Consider the following 17,255-nt stretch of genomic DNA (forward strand, 5'->3'; position numbering starts at 1 on the left):
TGAATTTTATTGTTGTTTCATTGATTGTTTAAAGCAGGTGCGAAATGTTTTTCGTTAAAGATTTATTTGAAAATTTGATTTTATGTACTTTAGAAAATATATGTTACTGATATTATTTTAAATAAAATATTCTTTTGGGAGGATGCATAATATGTTAAAAAATAGCCAGGAAAGATCTATTATAACCATAGTAATGTTCATGGTACTTGTCTTGATAAATTTTATGATTGTTCCATCGCTTCAGGCTAATATGATTGAAATTCAGAGTAATGAACTACAAAATATAGAAATACAAGGTACTGAAACACAAGATACCGAAATACAGAGTACTATCACATATTCCTATGACAGTCTTGGGCGTCTGATTTCAGATACAACAGAGCAGGTCAGTACAAATAAATATGACTATGACTCTGCAGGGAATCGTCTCTCGACATCAACTAAACAGCAAAAATAGGAGAAAACGATATTGGTTATATACCAATCTAACTTCAAGATGCGTGTGATTTCTCCCCCGCGAAGCGGGGAGAAATCAGGCTCCATATCGTGTTGTAAATTGCGACTTGAAGTTTAATGCGTATAGAGTTTTACAAATGACGATTATGCCTTATTGAATTCATTATGATAAACGTCCCGAAAATGGTGCGGTGTCAGCATCCAAAGCGCATTCGGTCTGCTTTTACGACCGATTTGAACCTTGAATTACTCAGTGAAGCTATTCAGAACAGACCATTAACAGACATTTCGTTTGATTTACGAACGAATTCCAGACCTGGTTTTCAACCCACCGCCTAAAAGCATGATGGGGTCTCGAAATGAAAAATCAGAATCCGTAGCGTGCAGGAGCCGAATGGACGGAACAAGGTGAGATCACCGGACGTTTACGCTCAATGCGTATCAAAAATGACATTCCCTGTGGGCTTGGTGTAAATAGTTTTTCACCGAGCTTATTGAGATACCCAAATTTTCCGCAACTTCTTGATAACGTAAGCCCTGGAGTTGGATAAGCAGAAATGTTTGTCGGACTTTTGCCGGAAGTTCATCCAATGTTTCATCCATTTTTTCTAGCTGTTCTAACAGCATAAGTTGATTCTCAGAAGAGTTTGCTGAGATTTCAGGTTGTTCACTGACATATTCCAGATAATGGTCTTCCAGTTTTTTCCTACGCCAGTAATTGGAGAGGGTTCTGCGCGCTATCGTCATTAAAAAGGCTCTTGGCTGGCGGATATTTTCAAGATCCGAAGATTGCATCAATTTGATGAAAACCTCATGGACGAGATCTTCAGCCTGATAGGGACAAGCACTGTTTTGTCTGATCCAGTTGCGTAACCAGTGATGATAATCGGTATAGAGTTTCTGGGTGATTTGATTGTGCTTAAATGTGCTTTTTTGCACCGCCATAATGATATTGCCTGATGGGATATAACTGATAATAGTTATTATTTGTATTTGCTGGGCGGAAGTCAATGTAGTCTAACCCCCTTTAGGTTAAGAGGGTTAGGAACGTGTCAGTTAGAATTGCTGTGAGATACTGAATTTGTAATTCCGGCCGATACCTGAAATCGTCTCTCCTGGCGCTCCCAGGTACGGATAGTAATCACGGTTGAACAGATTATCGACAGTGACCCGTGCTTCAAATCCTTTTATAAAAGAGGGACGCCAGCTTGCAAACAAGCCGTGCAGGGCGTAGCCCTTGCTTTTAAGTAGTGACCAAGAATCTGCTTTTGGATCTCCATCTATAGGGGAGCGATCTTGTTTGCGGATAAAATCACCCTTCCATCCCATTGCCATCTGCCATTGCGGAATTTTAAACCCTAACATGGCATGGGCAGAAGTTGGCGGTATTTCCGCAATCCAGGTTTTATGCCCTAACCACGGATCACGTGGAGAAGCGTCACGTTGCCCACGCATAGTAGAGAACGATAATTTTCCAAACAGTGTGGAGCTGTCGTAGAACGTTTCTATTTCTAAGCCTTCAATCGTATATCCCGGTAAATTGCGGTAATTTCCCAACGATGTTCCACATGAATTACTTGATCCACTATCAAGTTGGGCTTCACAGTAAATACCACGTCTTCTAAAGATCTCATCTTTACCACGGTTACGGAATAAGGTGGTACGGATTTGCAGGCTATCCTCTTCAAGTATTAAGTTATCGAAATCGAGAATTGCACCGAGGCGTACTCCTGCCATTCGTTCAACGCCAAGATCGCGGCTGGAACCTTTAAGGTTACCTAATCCTTGTACTTCATATTGTTCATCAACTATTGGTGCACGCCATGTGCGGCTGATATCTGCAAACAATGAAAGGTTTTTATTTGCTTGCCACAGAATGCCTAAATGGGGTGACCAGCCGGTATAGGTTACACTGCTATAGTCATGATTAGCTTCTGGCGATGTATCGTTATACAGTGGCGCGTTATTTTTTTTACCCCTATTTTTGACATGATCATAACGAACACCCGGTGTGACGGTGACGCTGCCTATCTTCAGGGAATCTTGCATATAGAAGCTGTAAGCGAATTGATCGCCAGCAGGCATATAGCCTGGTTGATAATAACCATAGTTATAGTTTTTGTTTTTTATTTTGTCCTTATTGAACATCAGCACATTGCGTTCGTTTTTATGCCAGCGGGTTCCCACCAGTAATTCGTGTTTAATCATACCGGTTGAGAATACGCTTTTGTTGTTGATATCAACCAGATTATCGGTGTAATCAACCCAGCTTTTATTACCCATTGAGCTACTAAAATAGGAGGAAGCATTTTCTGGGCGAGTATCGTCTTGCTTGGTTTTGGAATAGGCATAGAGCATCGTCAGGTTTAACCACGGGTTATTTTCTGGTGCGATATTCCATTTGGCAGTGTAGTTCTGATCAAGTTGATCACGAAAGACCAATTTTCTTTTCCAGGCACCATCCAAACCGTATTTCTTTATATCAGCGGCTGATGGAACGGCCATCTCATCACGGTTAGCCGCCCAGGGTTGCCAACCATCCGATTCAGATCGCATTGCGGACAGGCTAATCGTATGAGCGTCACTGGGATAAAAGTTGGTTTTCAATAAATAAGATATTTGGTTATTTTGTGAAAACTTAAAACGTGTGCCATCAGGGCGTTTAATATTGTGCCCATTTCGCTTGCTCACATAGAGCAACCCATCGGCAAAGCCATCGGGATCCCTGCCGTATAGTGCGCCACTATTGATCCACTGTCTGTCATTTGTGTGGTAGCTTTGTTTGACAAAACCCCCCCAATCTTCATCGGGGCGCAGTAAATCGTTCGCTTCTTTTGTCACCAGTTTGACCGAACCACCAAATCCACCATTGCCGTTAAGTAAATTGTGTGGCCCTTTATCAACCTCGACTCGTTTGATTAATTCAGGCTCAATAAAGACAGAACCCTGCATATATTTTTCAAATCCTTTTGGCGCATCGTCCAACGTGATTTTGATATCTTCCTGGTCGCCCATCCCCCAGATATTCAGTGTTTGCCCACCAGGGCGTGGAGAGCCTGACATTGAAACACCAGGAAGCTGGTCGAGTAACTGGGCAATATTATCGGCTTGGGTACGGTCAATATCCGCTTTTTTGAGCACAGAACTTCCCGCACTGGTGCTGTTGCGCAAACTTTCAACAACGGAAAGTGTGGGTAATATTATCACCTCATTTTTCTTTTCTGATTTTTGTTCTTTGGGATCTGCGGTCGCGTAAACAGCGCTGGAGAATGCCGCTCCCAATACTAATGTACCGGTTAAAATTTTCTGAACCATGGTAGCGATTGGGCGTTTTTCTAATTTTTGACTATTATTTGCCATAAATTTCCTGAAATGTGATCAAGTGAAATATTATTCAAAGTAATAAGTCACCTGAGAAACCAAAAAAGGTAAATAAAAATGAGAATTATTTTTGTTTGCATATGATCTTGGGAAGCATACCATACGATGATGAGATTTATCCCATGGGTAGTGAGATTTTTGGCATTGAAATTTAAGTTCAATTTCCTTACGTACAAAGGGGTTCGTCAATGAAAAAAAAGATCCTTGGTTCTCTGATCTTGGCTGCTATCGTAGCTTTGATCGCTGGCTGTGATGACGCATCTAAAAAAGCGGAAGATCCGGTTCAGCAAACTGAAGAAAGCGCAGCACAAAAGACAACTGATGCTGAAAAAACGGCCACGGGCATAATGGATAATGCGAAAAAAAGTGCACAGGAGATAAAGGAAAATGCTTCGCGCGAAGGCCATAGTTTGATTGATAAGTCAAAGGAAGCTGCGACGGATATACAGAGTCAAGCAACTAAAACAGCGAATGATGTGATGGAGGTAATGAAAGCGAAAACGGATGATATCCGGCATCAGGCTAATGATAAACTCGATCAGCTTTCAGATACGATGAAATCGAAGACGGAAGAAATAAAGTCTGAGGCTGATAAAAAGGCAGATGACTTAATCAATCGTCTTAAAGGTCATGATGTTAAAGATGACAGTGATAAAAAAGAGGAAAAGTAATTTATCAGGTGCGCCGTAAAACCCCGTCCTTCAGGGCGGGGATATCAGGCGCAGTTTTCCGACTAACCTGGTGTTTTCTGCTGCTCGATGTATTGCCGGATGATCGAGATCGGCGCACCTCCGCAACTACTTGCAAAATAGCTCGGTGTCCACAGAACGCCTTTGTAGTAATAGCGTAGAGCAATATCTGGACGGTCACGCCGAAGCAGCCTGCTGGAAACGCCTTTAAGACTGTTGACCAGATTCGATACTGCGAGCTTTGGCGGGTAGTTGATCAGCAAATGCACGTGGTCGTATTCGCCGTCCATTTCAACCAGTTCAACACCAAAATCAGCACATACGCTGCTAAAGTAGCTGCGTAGCTTTTCGATGGCATCAAGATCGAATATCTTTCGTCGATACTTGGCGACGAATACCAAGTGGACGTGCATCAGGAAAACACCGTGTCTTCCGCGTCGAATATCAGTTTCTTTTGTCATAGACCAAAGTATAATGATAGTCATGATACGACTTCAAGCCTTCAAATTCCAGTTAAGACCAAATGGTCAGCAGGAGCGCGATATGCGATGCTTCGCAGGGGCTTGTCGCTTCGTTTTTAACCGTGCACTGGCACTCCAGAATGAGAACCATGCAGCAGGGAATAAATATCTCCCTTACACCAAAATGGCTTCATGGCTGATTGAGTGGAAATCCGTACCTGAAACACAATGGCTGAAAGAATCTCCCTCGCAACCGTTGCAGCAGTCACTGAAAGATCTGGAGCGCGGCTACAAAAATTTCTTCCAGAAGCGTGCTGCATTCCCCCGCTTCAAAAAACGTGGTCAACATGACTCATTCCGCTACCCGCAGGGCGTGAAGCTCGATCAGCCCAACAGTCGAATCTCGTTGCCAAAGTTAGGGTGGATACGCTATCGCAACAGCCGTGAAGTCATTGGCGAAGTGAAAAACGTCACGGTCAGCCAGTCATGCGGCAAATGGTACGTCAGTATCCAGACTGAATACGAAGTGACTGACCCTGCTCACAATGCAGAATCAATGGTCGGACTGGATGCCGGAGTAACAAAACTTGCCACGCTTTCAGATGGCACGGTATATCAGCCAGTAAGCAGCTTCAAAGCAAACCAACGTAAGCTGGCAACACTCCAGCGGCAGTTGAGTCGCAAAGTAAAATTCAGCGCAAACTGGCGGAAACAAAAACGGAAAATCCAGTGTTTGCACTCGCACATTGCCAATATCCGGCGCGACTACCTTCACAAAGTCACCAGTGAAATCAGCAAAAACCACGCGATGATCGTCATTGAAGACTTGAAGGTCAGTAACATGTCGAAATCGGCAAAAGGCACGGCAGAGAAGCACGGAAGAAACGTCAGAGGCAAATCAGGCTTGAACCGCTCGATACGGGATCAAGGCTGGCATGAAATGCGCCGTCAGCTTGAGTACAAGCAGCTCTGGCGCGGTGGTCAGGTAGTGGCGATACCTCCGGCATACACCAGCCAGCGGTGTGCCTGCTGTGGTCATACGGCGAAAGAAAACCGTCAGACGCAAAGTCAATTCGTGTGTCAGGTATGCGGCTACACCGCGAACGCGGATGTAAACGCCGCACGTAATATTTTAGCGGCAGGACATGCCGTGCTTGCCTGTGGAGGGATGGTGCAGTCAGACCGCCCGTTGAAGCAGGAACCCACCGAGGTGAGTCAGGCTTCGGTCTGAACGCTGTAGGAATCCCCGTCCTTTAGGGCGGGGAGGATGTCAAGACTTTGAATTTAATATCGTAATAAGATAATAATCACTATGAGTAATATAAATACGGGAAAAATGAATATTCCTTGAATATCTCAATTTCCCGTATTAGTGATTTATCTACTTTTTGTGAGAATGAATTGATTAACTATTTTTGACCGATTGGCGGACAGGGGAATTATTGGCAACATAATATTTTGCCTGACTGCGTGGCAGAGGAGAGATTCCCTTGATGTTATCAGCTATTTTCTCAGCCATCATGATTGTTGTGGCATTTAAATTACCGGTAATAATGGTTGGCATAATAGAAGCATCAATAACACGTAGGTTTTCAATGCCATGTACTCTTCCTTGACCATCCACAACTGCCATTTCGTCTGTCCCCATTTTGCAACTGCATGAGGGGTGAAATGCGGTTTCAGCATGTTGACGAATAAAGGCATCCAACTGTTCATCTGACTGATTTTCAACACCTGGGCTGATTTCACGTCCACAATAGGGCGCCAGCGCAGGTTGTGCCATGATTTCCCGCGTAATGCGAATAGCCGCGCGGAACTCTTGCCAGTCCTGTTCTGTTGACATGTAGTTAAATAAAATACTGGGATGCTGACGTGGATTTCGCGACTTAATTTTCACCCGACCACGGCTTGGAGAACGCATAGAGCCAACATGAGCCTGAAAACCATGTTGGTTGATGGCATTACTGCCATTGTAATTAATGGCAACAGGCAGGAAATGAAACTGAATATTTGGCCAGGCAAATTTTTCATCGGTGCGAATAAAGCCACCGGCTTCAAATTGATTGCTGGCACCAATACCTGTTCCTTTGAATAGCCATTCAGCGCCAATTTGAGGTTGGTTGTACCATTTCAATGCGGGATAAAGGGAAATGGGTTTGAGGCATTCATACTGCAAGTACATTTCAAGGTGATCTTGCAGGTTTTGTCCAACACCAGGCAAGACATGCACAGCAGAAATACCAAGCTCGTTCAATACTTCTTCGGGACCAATACCTGAACGTTGCAAAATCTGTGGCGATGCAATGGCACCAGCGCAGAGTAAAACTTCTTTACGTGCTTTTGCCTGGGTTAACGTTGAGCTATGGCCTTGATAAAAATTGACGCCAACAGCTGTCTTGCCTTCAAAGACGAGGGTATCCGTTAACGCATGAGTCATGATGGTGAGATTGGCGCGTGAACGAGCTTGATCCAGATAGCCACGGGCTGTGCTGGAGCGGCGTCCTTGAGGGGTAACGGTACGATCCATAGGGCCAAAGCCTTCTTGCTGGTAGCCATTCAGATCGTCAGTAACGGGATAACCCGCCTGAACACCTGCTTCTACCATTGCATGAAAGAGTTCATTATTTCCTGCTTTGGGTGTCGTGACACTGACAGGCCCGTCTGCACCATGATAGTCATTTGCGCCAATATCCCTTGACTCCGCTTTGCGAAAATAGGGAAGGCAATCAAGGTAAGTCCAGTCTTCCAGCCCTGCCTGGGTTGCCCAATGATCAAAATCCAGTGCATTGCCACGGATGTAACACATGCCATTGATAAGTGAAGATCCCCCCAACCCTTTACCGCGCCCACATTCCATGCGTCGGTTATTCATATGGGGTTCGGGATCGGTTTCATAAGCCCAGTTATAACGGGTTCCCTGCAAGGGGTATGCCAGCGCCGCTGGCATTTGAGTACGAAAGTCGAACCGGTAATCAGGTCCACCGGCTTCCAGCAGCAGGACCGTCACATTGGTATCTTCCGTTAAACGAGTTGCAAGCACGTTACCCGCTGAACCAGCACCGATAATAATGTAATCAAAAACCATTGTTATCTCCTCTGTTTCAGGCGTGGATTAAAATAGGGATTCAAAATTGCCTAATTCCACCTGTATTGATTTGGTTTGTGTGTAATTTTGTAGTGTAGCCAGTCCATTTTCCCGGCCAACACCAGAATGTTTATAGCCACCGACAGGCATGGCTGCCGGGGATTCTCCCCAGGTATTGATCCAGCAGATCCCAGCTTCTAGCTGGTGGATCACACGATGTGCGCGGGAGAGATCTTTGGTGACTAATCCTGCACCCAGGCCATAATGGGTATTATTGGCTCGGGCAATGACTTCATCTTCCGTTTCATAAGTCAGGATAGACATCACAGGCCCAAAGATTTCCTCCTGTGTGATCAACATATCATCGGTACAGTCACTGAATACTGTCGGTGCAACAAATGCCCCTTTTGCTAATTCGCCTTCCAGCAGACGCTCACCACCACACAGCAGGCGGGCATGGCTGTTTTTACCGTTTTCGATATAGCGTAAAACGGACTCCATGTGTGGAAAACTTACCAGCGGACCAAAGTTAGTGTTGGGATCAAGAGGTGAGCCAATTCGAATGCGCTTAACACGCTCAAGAATTTTTGCTTCAAACGGTGGAAGCAGTGCCTTGGGGACAAAGACCCGTGTCCCGTTCGTACAGACCTGACCTGAACTGAAAAAGTTGGCCATCATGGCAATATCAGCAGCGCGATCCAGATCGGCATCATCAAAAATGATTAATGGAGATTTACCACCCAATTCCATCGTGACTTCTTTTAGGGTAGAAGCGGAAGCATTTGCCATCACCTTTTTGCCGGTCACAATACCGCCGGTAAAAGACATTTTGGCGATTTTAGGGTGAACAGTCAGATAATGTCCGACTTCATGGCCAGCTCCGGTCAACACATTGAAAACACCATCAGGCAAACCGGCTTCGGTGTAGATTTCAGCCAACTTCAAAGCGGTAAGGGAGGTGACTTCACTTGGTTTAAAAATCATGGCATTACCGGCAGCCAGTGCGGGTGCTGATTTCCACAGGGCAATTTGGATAGGGTAGTTCCATGCGCCGATGCCTGCTACGATACCCAATGGTTCACGGCGTGTATACACAAAAGAAGATTCACGTAATGGGATCTGTTGGCCTTCAAGGGCTGGAATTAAGCCCGCATAGTATTCCAGTACATCGGCACCTGTGACGATATCAACCTGTCGGGTTTCAGCAAGGGGTTTACCGGTATCCAGTGTTTCCAATTCAGCCAGTTCATCATTGCGTTCACGCAAGATATTCACCGCCTTGTGTAAGATCCGTGAACGTTCCACCGCGGTCATGGCTGCCCAGATTTGCTGTCCTTTATGGGCGCTTTCGACTGCTAAATCAACATCTTGTTTTGTTGCAGACTGAAATTGAGCAATAACGTCACCATTAGCTGGGTTAATTGCGTCAAAAATTGTATTATTAGGATTGGTACTATCAACATAAGCACCGTGGATATAAAGTTTTTGTAATCCAAAATAGGTCATAGATTCTCCTTAAGCATCTATCCAAGTCAGAACTTATCAGATGCTCCGAGTTTCTGTTCGATGTAATCGATAGTAATTTTGAATGTCCCTGCTATATCAAAAGGCTTCTTGCTTAATGCACTTCGCAGCCAAATGCCGTCAATCAATGCAGCAAGACCTTGTGCAGCTAGCCGCGCTTCTGCTTTTGGCATGGCACGTTTAAATTCAACACAAAGATTGGAATGCAAACGGCGCTCATTGATTTGTTGTAACCGATACAGCTTTGGTTGATGCATGCTACTTGCCCAGAATGCCAACCAGGTTTTCATTGCTGCGCTGTTGATCTGGCTGGTATCAAAATTCCCTTCGACAATGGCTTTCAACCTTTGCGTGGGGGTTGCGTTATCTAGCAAGCGTAATCGGCGTGCGACAGCTATTTTTAACTGATGCAATAGATAACGCATGGTCGCTTCTAATAGGCCGTTCTTGTCCTTGAAATAGTGGCTGATAATTCCGTTGGAAACCCCCGCTTTTCGGGCTATTTGTGCAATAGTTGCTTCCTGCATTCCCACTTCATTCACAACGATTAATGTTGCATCAATGAGTTGTTGTTTTCTTATCGACTGCATTCCAATTTTTGGCATGATTTTATGCTCAGAAAATCAATTATTCGGACAGTATTAAACTTTTTTTTAATTGAATGTTCAATCAAAATTAAATATGTTTTATCACAATAATTTTACAATGAGGGAGTGAATTTGTTTAAGGTATCTTAAATTTTATATTTAATTCAAACTGTTATATGAATTATGTTTTTCATCTGTTTTAATGCTATTAATTTCAGGAACTGCCTATGAATACACAAGACAGTCCAAAAAACACCCAGAAGGACACCCTGAATTCTGTCGTTTTTTTTACCTCTGCCGGACTGATTATTGCATTTTCTCTGTTCACTATTTTTTTCACAGATGCAACCAGTATTTGGATAAAAAATACACTGAATTGGGTGTCTAAAACTTTCGGGTGGTATTATTTACTGGCTGCGACGCTTTACATTGTGTTTGTTGTTTTTGTCGCGGCTTCCCGTTTTGGTTCAATCAAATTGGGACCGGAACAATCTAAGCCGGAATTCAGTTTGCTAAGTTGGGCGGCGATGCTGTTTGCCGCTGGGATCGGCATTGATTTGATGTTTTTCTCGGTGGCTGAACCTGTCACGCAATATATGCAACCACCAACGGGTCAAGGGGAAACTATTGAAGCAGCTCGTCAGGCGATGGTGTGGACGCTGTTCCATTATGGCCTGACGGGCTGGTCTATGTACGCCTTGATGGGAATTGCACTGGGATATTTTAGTTATCGTTATAATTTGCCTTTGACTATCCGCTCGGCACTTTATCCTATTTTTGGTGACCGCATTAAAGGATTAATCGGTCATACAGTGGATATTGCGGCAGTAATAGGGACCATTTTTGGCATTGCAACGACGCTGGGAATTGGGGTTGTGCAGTTGAATTATGGTCTGAAAGTTCTTTTCGACTTACCGCAAGGATTGGGGATCCAGGGAGGATTGATACTATTATCTGTGGTGATAGCCATTATCTCCGTAACTTCCGGCGTAAACAAAGGCATTCGATTTTTGTCTGAATTGAATGTCCTGCTGGCTCTTGGCTTGGTTTTATTCATTTTGTTTATGGGCGATACCGAATTCCTGCTTAACGGATTAGTGCAGAACGTCGGGGATTATATCAGCCGTTTTATGGGTATGACGCTGAACAGTTTTGCCTTTGAACGCCCCACTGAATGGATGAATAACTGGACTCTGTTTTTCTGGGCATGGTGGGTGGCCTGGTCGCCGTTTGTAGGGCTGTTCCTGGCGCGCATTTCCCGTGGCAGAACGATTCGCCAGTTTGTTATGGGAACATTAGTCATTCCATTTGTTTTTACACTGCTGTGGCTATCGATTTTTGGTAACAGTGCGTTGTATGAAATTCTGCATGGTAATCGCCAGTTGGCGGAAACCGTGTTACAACACCCAGAACAAGGTTTTTATCGTTTGCTGGCACTTTATCCGGCATTCACGTTCAGTGCTTCTGTGGGCACCATTACCGGATTGCTGTTTTATGTCACGTCGGCGGATTCTGGTTCGTTAGTGCTGGGAAATTTCACTTCTAATCTAAGTGATATCAATAATGATGCACCAAATTGGTTGCGTATCTTTTGGTCGGTGGCAATCGGTGTATTAACACTGGGTATCCTCATGACGGATGGTATTCCTGCTTTGCAAAATACCACGGTTATCATGGGGCTACCTTTTAGTTTTGTGATCTTCTTTGTCATGGCGGGGCTATATAAGTCTTTGCGGGTAGAGGATTTCCGTAAAGCCAGCTCGCTGCAAAATACCTCCCCCACTCTTATGCATGACAATGGCTCATTGAATTGGAAGCAGCGTTTGAGCCGTATGATGCACTTTCCTGGTACGAAAAACACTCAGCGAATGCTGGATATGGTGTGCCGTCCCGCGATGTTAGAAGTGGCTAAAGAGTTAGTTGTACGTGGTGCGAAAGTGCAGTTTAATGCACTGCCAGCTAAAGAGAACAAACGTCTGAATCCACTAGAATTAATTGTTGATTTAGGGGATGAACAGAATTTTATCTATCAAATCTGGCCGCAACGCTATTCTGTACCTGGATTTACCTATCGGGCGAGAGCGGGTAAGTCTCACTATTATCGGTTGGAGACTTTTCTGATGGAAGGAACACAGGGTAATGATTTGATGGACTATACCAAAGAGCAAATCATTAGCGATATTCTTGACCACTATGAAAAACATCTGAATTTTATTCATTTAAACCGAGAAGCACCGGGACAGACATTGATTTTTCCTAGTGGAGGTTAATTGGCAGGAAGATAAGCGAAATAAAGTAAAGGATAAAAAAATCGCCTGTGTTATCTGAAATGACAGGCGATTTTTTATTAAAACAGAGAATGATTTTATTTCATCCTGGCGGGAGTCGAATGCCTGTTTACATTCGAAGAAATCCGTTCGTTGAAGTTTTGCTGAAAAATTGACTAGAGTTTCATGATCTCTTTCTGTATATTTATACAGTATTTTGATGTGAGGAGATCAGATGCGCAAAATTATTCATATTGATATGGATTGCTTTTTTGCTGCCGTTGAAATGCGGGATAATCCATCACTCCGTAATATTCCCATTGCTGTCGGGGGAAGCGCTGATCGAAGGGGCGTCATTAGTACGGCAAATTATCCTGCCCGCCGTTTTGGGGTGCATAGTGCGATGTCTACGGCTACGGCATTAAGACTTTGTCCTCAATTGAAAGTCATCCCTGGCAGAATGGCGCATTATAAAGAAGTGTCTCAACATATTCGTCAAATTTTTTCCCGTTACACTGAGTTGATCGAACCACTTTCTTTAGATGAGGCCTATCTGGATGTGACGGATTGCCATTATTGTCACGGTTCCGCCACGTTGATTGCTCAAGAAATCAGTCAGGTCATTTTTGATGAATTGCAGTTAACGGCCTCGGCTGGTGTAGCGCCAGTGAGGTTTTTAGCCAAAATAGCGTCTGATATCAATAAACCCAATGGGCAATATGTTATCTCTCCTGAACAAGTTGAAACTTTTATCAAGTCGCTGGCATTATGCAAAATTCCCGGTGTTGGAAAGGTCACTGCTAAACGGTTGTCAGACATGGGGTTAGCGACCTGTTCTGACGTGCAGCGTTATGACAAGCTGGCACTAATAAAAAGTTTAGGTAAGTTTGGTTTGACGCTTTGGCAGCGTTGTCATGGTATTGATGAACGACAGATCACGCCAGAACGTTTGCGTAAGTCCGTTGGGGTGGAGGAAACTTTGGCACAGGATATCCATGAATGGCATGAATGTGTTGAACTCATTGAAAAACTTTATCCTGAACTGAAAAAACGATTGGAAAAGGTAAAACCCGATCTCCGCATAGCTCGTCAAGGTATCAAATTAAAGTTTGACGATTTTCAATTGACAACACAGGAACATGTCCATCCTATATTGGATAAACGCGATCTGATCCAAATAGCAAAGCAGGCTTGGGAAACACGCAGGGAAGGGCGGGGAGTCAGGCTGGTTGGGTTGCAGGTGACGTTACAAAACCCACAACTGGAGCGGCAGCTTTTATTGGAATGGTAAGGTGTAAAGGACGCAATCTCCCCCACAAACAAGATGGCAGGGGAGCGGCAATATAATTTTCTATTATTCTTTAGCCGGAATAGCCTTGAGAATTGCGGTGAGTAGCTGCCAATATTGACCGACACTCTTAATGTGTACTTTCTCATCAGGGGAGTGAGCACCCCGAATAGTTGGTCCGATAGAAACCATGTCCATATCAGGATACGGTTTTTTGAACAGGCCACACTCCAAACCCGCGTGGATCACCATGATATTCGGTGTCTTATCGAAGAGTTGGTGATAAGTTTCACGCACCAAATGCATGATGGGCGAATTGGCGTCAGGTTGCCAGCCCGGATAGCTGCCACTTGCTACGGTTTCTGCTCCAGACAGTTTTGCCAGAGAATGCAGCATTTCAACAACATAAACCTTGCCACTTTCGATAAGTGAACGGATCAGGCAAATAACCTCGGCTTTCTCTTCGTCCATGGTTACAACGCCTACGTTTAGCGAAGTTTCTACCACACCTTTGGCAACATCGCTCATACGAATAACACCATTCGGCATACTATTGAGCATGGATATGAAGCGTGTCTGGCAATCCGTGGTTAATGCGTGTGATGATGCTTTGGTTTCATCCAACAAGAGAGTGAGATTGTTTTCAACGACAGAATATTCGTTTTTCAATGTCTCCAGATAGTTATCTTTCAATTGATGGAGTTTTTCAACTTTGTCAGCAGGAACCGCAATCACGGTAGAACCTTCACGAGGAATAGCATTGCGCAGGGTTCCACCTTGCAGATGAATTAATTTCAGTTCCAACTCGTCGGAATACGTGGCCAGGAAACGAGCCAGTAATTTGTTGGCGTTACCTAACCCCAGATGAATATCACCGCCAGAGTGACCGCCTTTTAATCCCTTAATCGTCAATTGTAGTGTCTTATAGTTAGCTGGCAGCGCTTCACGGGACAGGTGTAAGGTTGTGAAAAAATCAATGCCGCCTGCACAACCCATGTAGATTTCGCCTTCTTCTTCTGAATCTGTATTGATCAGAACGTCAGCTTGCAGCCAGCCAGATTTCAGGCCGAATGCACCATCCATGCCGGCCTCTTCGGTCATGGTCAGCAAAACTTCCAATGGTCCATGTTTAACGGATTCGTCCGCCAAAACGGCCAGAGCAGAAGCCATACCAATACCGTTATCTGCGCCTAAAGTTGTACCATCAGCCGTAACCCAGTCACCATCGATATAAGGGCGAATAGGATCTTTTGTGAAATCGTGTTGAGTATCGTTATTTTTCTGTGGAACCATATCAAGGTGTGCTTGAAGGACGACCGCCTTGCGATTTTCCATACCTTTTGACGCTGGCTTTCTGATCAAAATATTACCCACTTCATCCCGCTCTACATGGAATCTTTTGCTTTTTGCCCACGCAATAATATGGGATGCGAGAGCTTCTTCATGATAAGAGGGATGAGGAATGGAACAGATCTGGGCAAAAGTATCCCATAAGGGTTGTGGGGATAGCGTTGATAATTCGGACACGGCGAATCTCCTATAACTGAATCTTGGTGAGAAAAATGGTAATGTTTGGTGCATCAGGGAGTTTTTATCATCTGCATTGACCCTAGGCTTGAGAATATCATTTTATTGTCAGCAATGGGCTGTGAGAATGAGGGCTTCCCCTGTTTTTACTGGTTTTTGTTGGTTCAAATCACTATAATCTCGCGCAACCTTTTTTCCGCAAAAAACGCTTTTCTGAAATATTCTTTAGTTTCCAGGATGTAATTTTATGAGTGAAAAATATGTTGTAACGTGGGATATGTTGCAAATGCATGCCCGTCAATTGGCGCAACGTTTACTTCCCGTAGAACAGTGGAAAGGCATTATTGCCGTTAGCCGTGGTGGTCTGGTTCCGGGAGCGTTACTGGCTCGTGAGTTGGGAATTCGCCATGTCGATACGGTTTGTATTTCCAGCTATGATCACGATAACCAGCGCGAGTTGAAAGTATTAAAAAAAGCGGAAGGTGACGGTGAAGGGTTCATTGTTGTTGATGATCTGGTTGATACTGGGGGTACAGCCCAGGCAATCCGTGACATGTATCCGAAAGCGCATTTTGTAACGATTTTTGCCAAACCCGCCGGGCGCCCTCTTGTGGATGATTATGTTATTGACATTCCCCAAAACACATGGATTGAGCAGCCTTGGGATATGGGAGTCGTGTTCGTTCCACCCGTTTGTGAAAAGTAGTAAGATTTTTCTTTTGCCATGACGAAACAAAACCTTTCAGAATCGCTGTTTAAGCCTCGGTTTAAACATCGGGAGACCTCTACACTGGTAAAATATACTCGCCCACAGTCCGTAACTACCAGTGATAGTATGCTTGGTGGGGAGCGCCGCGAGCGGTGGTATCGCATGATTAATTGGCTCGCTTGGATCTGGAGGGGGGTAAATCCGCTAGAAATTCAAGATGTCCTCAGCCGGATTGCCGTGACGGATGCCGAACGCAGTACTGAACATTTGTTGGATACTGTGGTCGGCTATCGTAAAGGAAACTGGGCATTTGAGTGGTCTCAGCAGGCAATGTACTGGCAACAGGAAGCGTTGCATACTGAAGATACGGAAAAAGCCGGGTCATGTTGGTTAAAGGCTGCAACGCTATATAGTATTGCAGCTTATCCTCATTTGCGCGGTGATGAACTGGCCGATCAGGCCATTGTGTTGGCTAATAAAGCCTATGAAAACGCGGCGCGTTTTTCTGACTACGAATTAAAAAAGCTGGAATTCCAGTTGGAAGGGGGCAAAAGCGTTACCGGGTTATTACACCTGCCTTCCCATGTACCAGGACCTTGTCCGACGATATTAGTTTGTGCCAGCCTTGATAATGTCCAGAGTGATTGCTGGCGGTTGTTTCGTGAATACTTATCGCCTCTTGGCTTTGCCATGTTAACACTGGATATGCCTTCTGTTGGTTATTCCGCTAAATTTACGTTAACGCAGGATACCTGCGTACTTCATCAACAAGTTTTACAACAACTAGATAGCGTGCCATGGATTGATCATACCCGTGTAGGCGTATTTGGTTTTCGTTTTGGGGCGAATATCGCTGTTCGGCTTGCTTATCTGGAACCGAAACTGATTAAAGGCGTATCGGTGGTAGGCCCGATTGTGCATGAATTACTGCATGATGAAAAATTACAGCAGAAAATCCCGTCAATGTATATTGACGTCTTGGCCAGTCGTTTAGGTATTTATCACGTTGATGAAAAGAGATTACGTTCAGAATTAGCGTGTTATTCGTTGAAGAATCAAGGGCTATTGGGCCATCGTTGTACTGTGCCCATGTTTTCAGTGTATTGGGAAGATGATATTTTCAGCCCAAGGAAAGACTCAACGTTGATTGCGATGTCATCAATGGAAGGTTTAGTACGAGCTATTCCTGCAACCTCAGTTTATAGTGGTTTCAATAAGGCATTACACGAGATAAGTGTATGGTTGAAAGATAAAGTTTTATAAAATTAAATTTATCACTTG

At 44.3% G+C, this 17,255-nt stretch carries 14 protein-coding genes; 7 read left to right on the top strand and 7 right to left on the bottom strand.

Annotated elements, in window-relative coordinates; translation table 11 throughout:
* Positions 1–151 precede the first annotated feature (151 nt).
* The gene (locus tag AAC853_RS11765; RefSeq protein WP_340614674.1) at positions 152–457 is read left to right on the top strand and encodes an RHS repeat domain-containing protein; all 306 of its coding nucleotides are present in this window, start codon (positions 152–154) and stop codon (positions 455–457) included.
* Positions 458–897: 440 nt separating this feature from the next.
* Here AAC853_RS11765 and AAC853_RS11770 read toward each other — a convergent pair whose 3' ends face one another.
* Entirely contained in the window at positions 898–1,401 is a 504-nt protein-coding gene (locus AAC853_RS11770) for a sigma-70 family RNA polymerase sigma factor (RefSeq protein WP_340614675.1), read from the bottom strand.
* A gap of 111 nt (positions 1,402–1,512) precedes the next feature.
* The gene (locus AAC853_RS11775) at positions 1,513–3,816 is read right to left on the bottom strand and encodes a TonB-dependent hemoglobin/transferrin/lactoferrin family receptor (protein ID WP_340614676.1); all 2,304 of its coding nucleotides are present in this window, start codon (positions 3,814–3,816) and stop codon (positions 1,513–1,515) included.
* A gap of 209 nt (positions 3,817–4,025) precedes the next feature.
* On the opposite strand from AAC853_RS11775, the gene AAC853_RS11780 reads away from it, so the two are divergent.
* Positions 4,026–4,508, top strand: coding sequence for a YtxH domain-containing protein (locus AAC853_RS11780; RefSeq protein WP_338803308.1), 483 nt, complete (start codon positions 4,026–4,028; stop codon positions 4,506–4,508).
* A 62-nt stretch (positions 4,509–4,570) separates the two neighbouring features.
* Here AAC853_RS11780 and tnpA read toward each other — a convergent pair whose 3' ends face one another.
* The gene (tnpA, locus tag AAC853_RS11785; RefSeq protein ID WP_338861193.1) at positions 4,571–4,987 is read right to left on the bottom strand and encodes an IS200/IS605 family transposase; all 417 of its coding nucleotides are present in this window, start codon (positions 4,985–4,987) and stop codon (positions 4,571–4,573) included.
* A 22-nt stretch (positions 4,988–5,009) separates the two neighbouring features.
* On the opposite strand from tnpA, the gene AAC853_RS11790 reads away from it, so the two are divergent.
* Entirely contained in the window at positions 5,010–6,218 is a 1,209-nt protein-coding gene (locus AAC853_RS11790; protein ID WP_340614677.1) for an RNA-guided endonuclease InsQ/TnpB family protein, read from the top strand.
* Positions 6,219–6,392: 174 nt separating this feature from the next.
* On the opposite strand, the gene betA is transcribed toward AAC853_RS11790, so the two are convergent.
* The 3 genes from betA to betI are packed head-to-tail and all read right to left on the bottom strand — an operon-like array spanning position 6,393 to position 10,201.
* Complete coding sequence (gene betA, locus AAC853_RS11795; RefSeq protein ID WP_340614678.1) at positions 6,393–8,072, bottom strand: choline dehydrogenase; 1,680 nt, start codon at positions 8,070–8,072, stop codon at positions 6,393–6,395.
* Positions 8,073–8,099: 27 nt separating this feature from the next.
* Positions 8,100–9,578 (bottom strand): betaine-aldehyde dehydrogenase, encoded by a 1,479-nt coding sequence (betB, locus tag AAC853_RS11800; RefSeq protein WP_340614679.1) that lies wholly within the window; start codon positions 9,576–9,578, stop codon positions 8,100–8,102.
* Positions 9,579–9,604: 26 nt separating this feature from the next.
* Positions 9,605–10,201 (bottom strand): transcriptional regulator BetI, encoded by a 597-nt coding sequence (gene betI / locus AAC853_RS11805; RefSeq protein WP_273558931.1) that lies wholly within the window; start codon positions 10,199–10,201, stop codon positions 9,605–9,607.
* Positions 10,202–10,410: 209 nt separating this feature from the next.
* On the opposite strand from betI, the gene AAC853_RS11810 reads away from it, so the two are divergent.
* Both AAC853_RS11810 and dinB read left to right on the top strand, forming a co-directional pair.
* On the top strand, positions 10,411–12,453 hold the full coding sequence (locus AAC853_RS11810) for a choline transporter (RefSeq protein WP_340614680.1): 2,043 nt from the start codon (positions 10,411–10,413) through the stop codon (positions 12,451–12,453).
* A gap of 232 nt (positions 12,454–12,685) precedes the next feature.
* A complete protein-coding gene (gene dinB / locus AAC853_RS11815) occupies positions 12,686–13,741 on the top strand; it encodes a DNA polymerase IV (RefSeq protein WP_340614681.1) in 1,056 nt (351 codons plus the stop codon).
* 63 nt (positions 13,742–13,804) lie between these two features.
* Here dinB and pepD read toward each other — a convergent pair whose 3' ends face one another.
* Complete coding sequence (gene pepD, locus AAC853_RS11820; RefSeq protein WP_340614682.1) at positions 13,805–15,265, bottom strand: beta-Ala-His dipeptidase; 1,461 nt, start codon at positions 15,263–15,265, stop codon at positions 13,805–13,807.
* Between the two features lie 247 nt (positions 15,266–15,512).
* Between pepD and gpt the strand changes: the two genes are divergently transcribed.
* Both gpt and frsA read left to right on the top strand, forming a co-directional pair.
* The gene (gene gpt, locus AAC853_RS11825; RefSeq protein ID WP_273558934.1) at positions 15,513–15,971 is read left to right on the top strand and encodes a xanthine phosphoribosyltransferase; all 459 of its coding nucleotides are present in this window, start codon (positions 15,513–15,515) and stop codon (positions 15,969–15,971) included.
* Positions 15,972–15,989: 18 nt separating this feature from the next.
* Positions 15,990–17,237 carry an esterase FrsA gene (frsA, locus tag AAC853_RS11830; RefSeq protein WP_340614683.1) on the top strand — a complete coding sequence of 416 codons (1,248 nt, stop codon included), beginning with the start codon at positions 15,990–15,992 and terminating at the stop codon, positions 17,235–17,237.
* Positions 17,238–17,255: the final 18 nt, after the last annotated feature.

It is taken from the genome of Xenorhabdus thailandensis (assembly GCF_037996785.1).
Lineage (GTDB): Bacteria > Pseudomonadota > Gammaproteobacteria > Enterobacterales > Enterobacteriaceae > Xenorhabdus > Xenorhabdus griffiniae.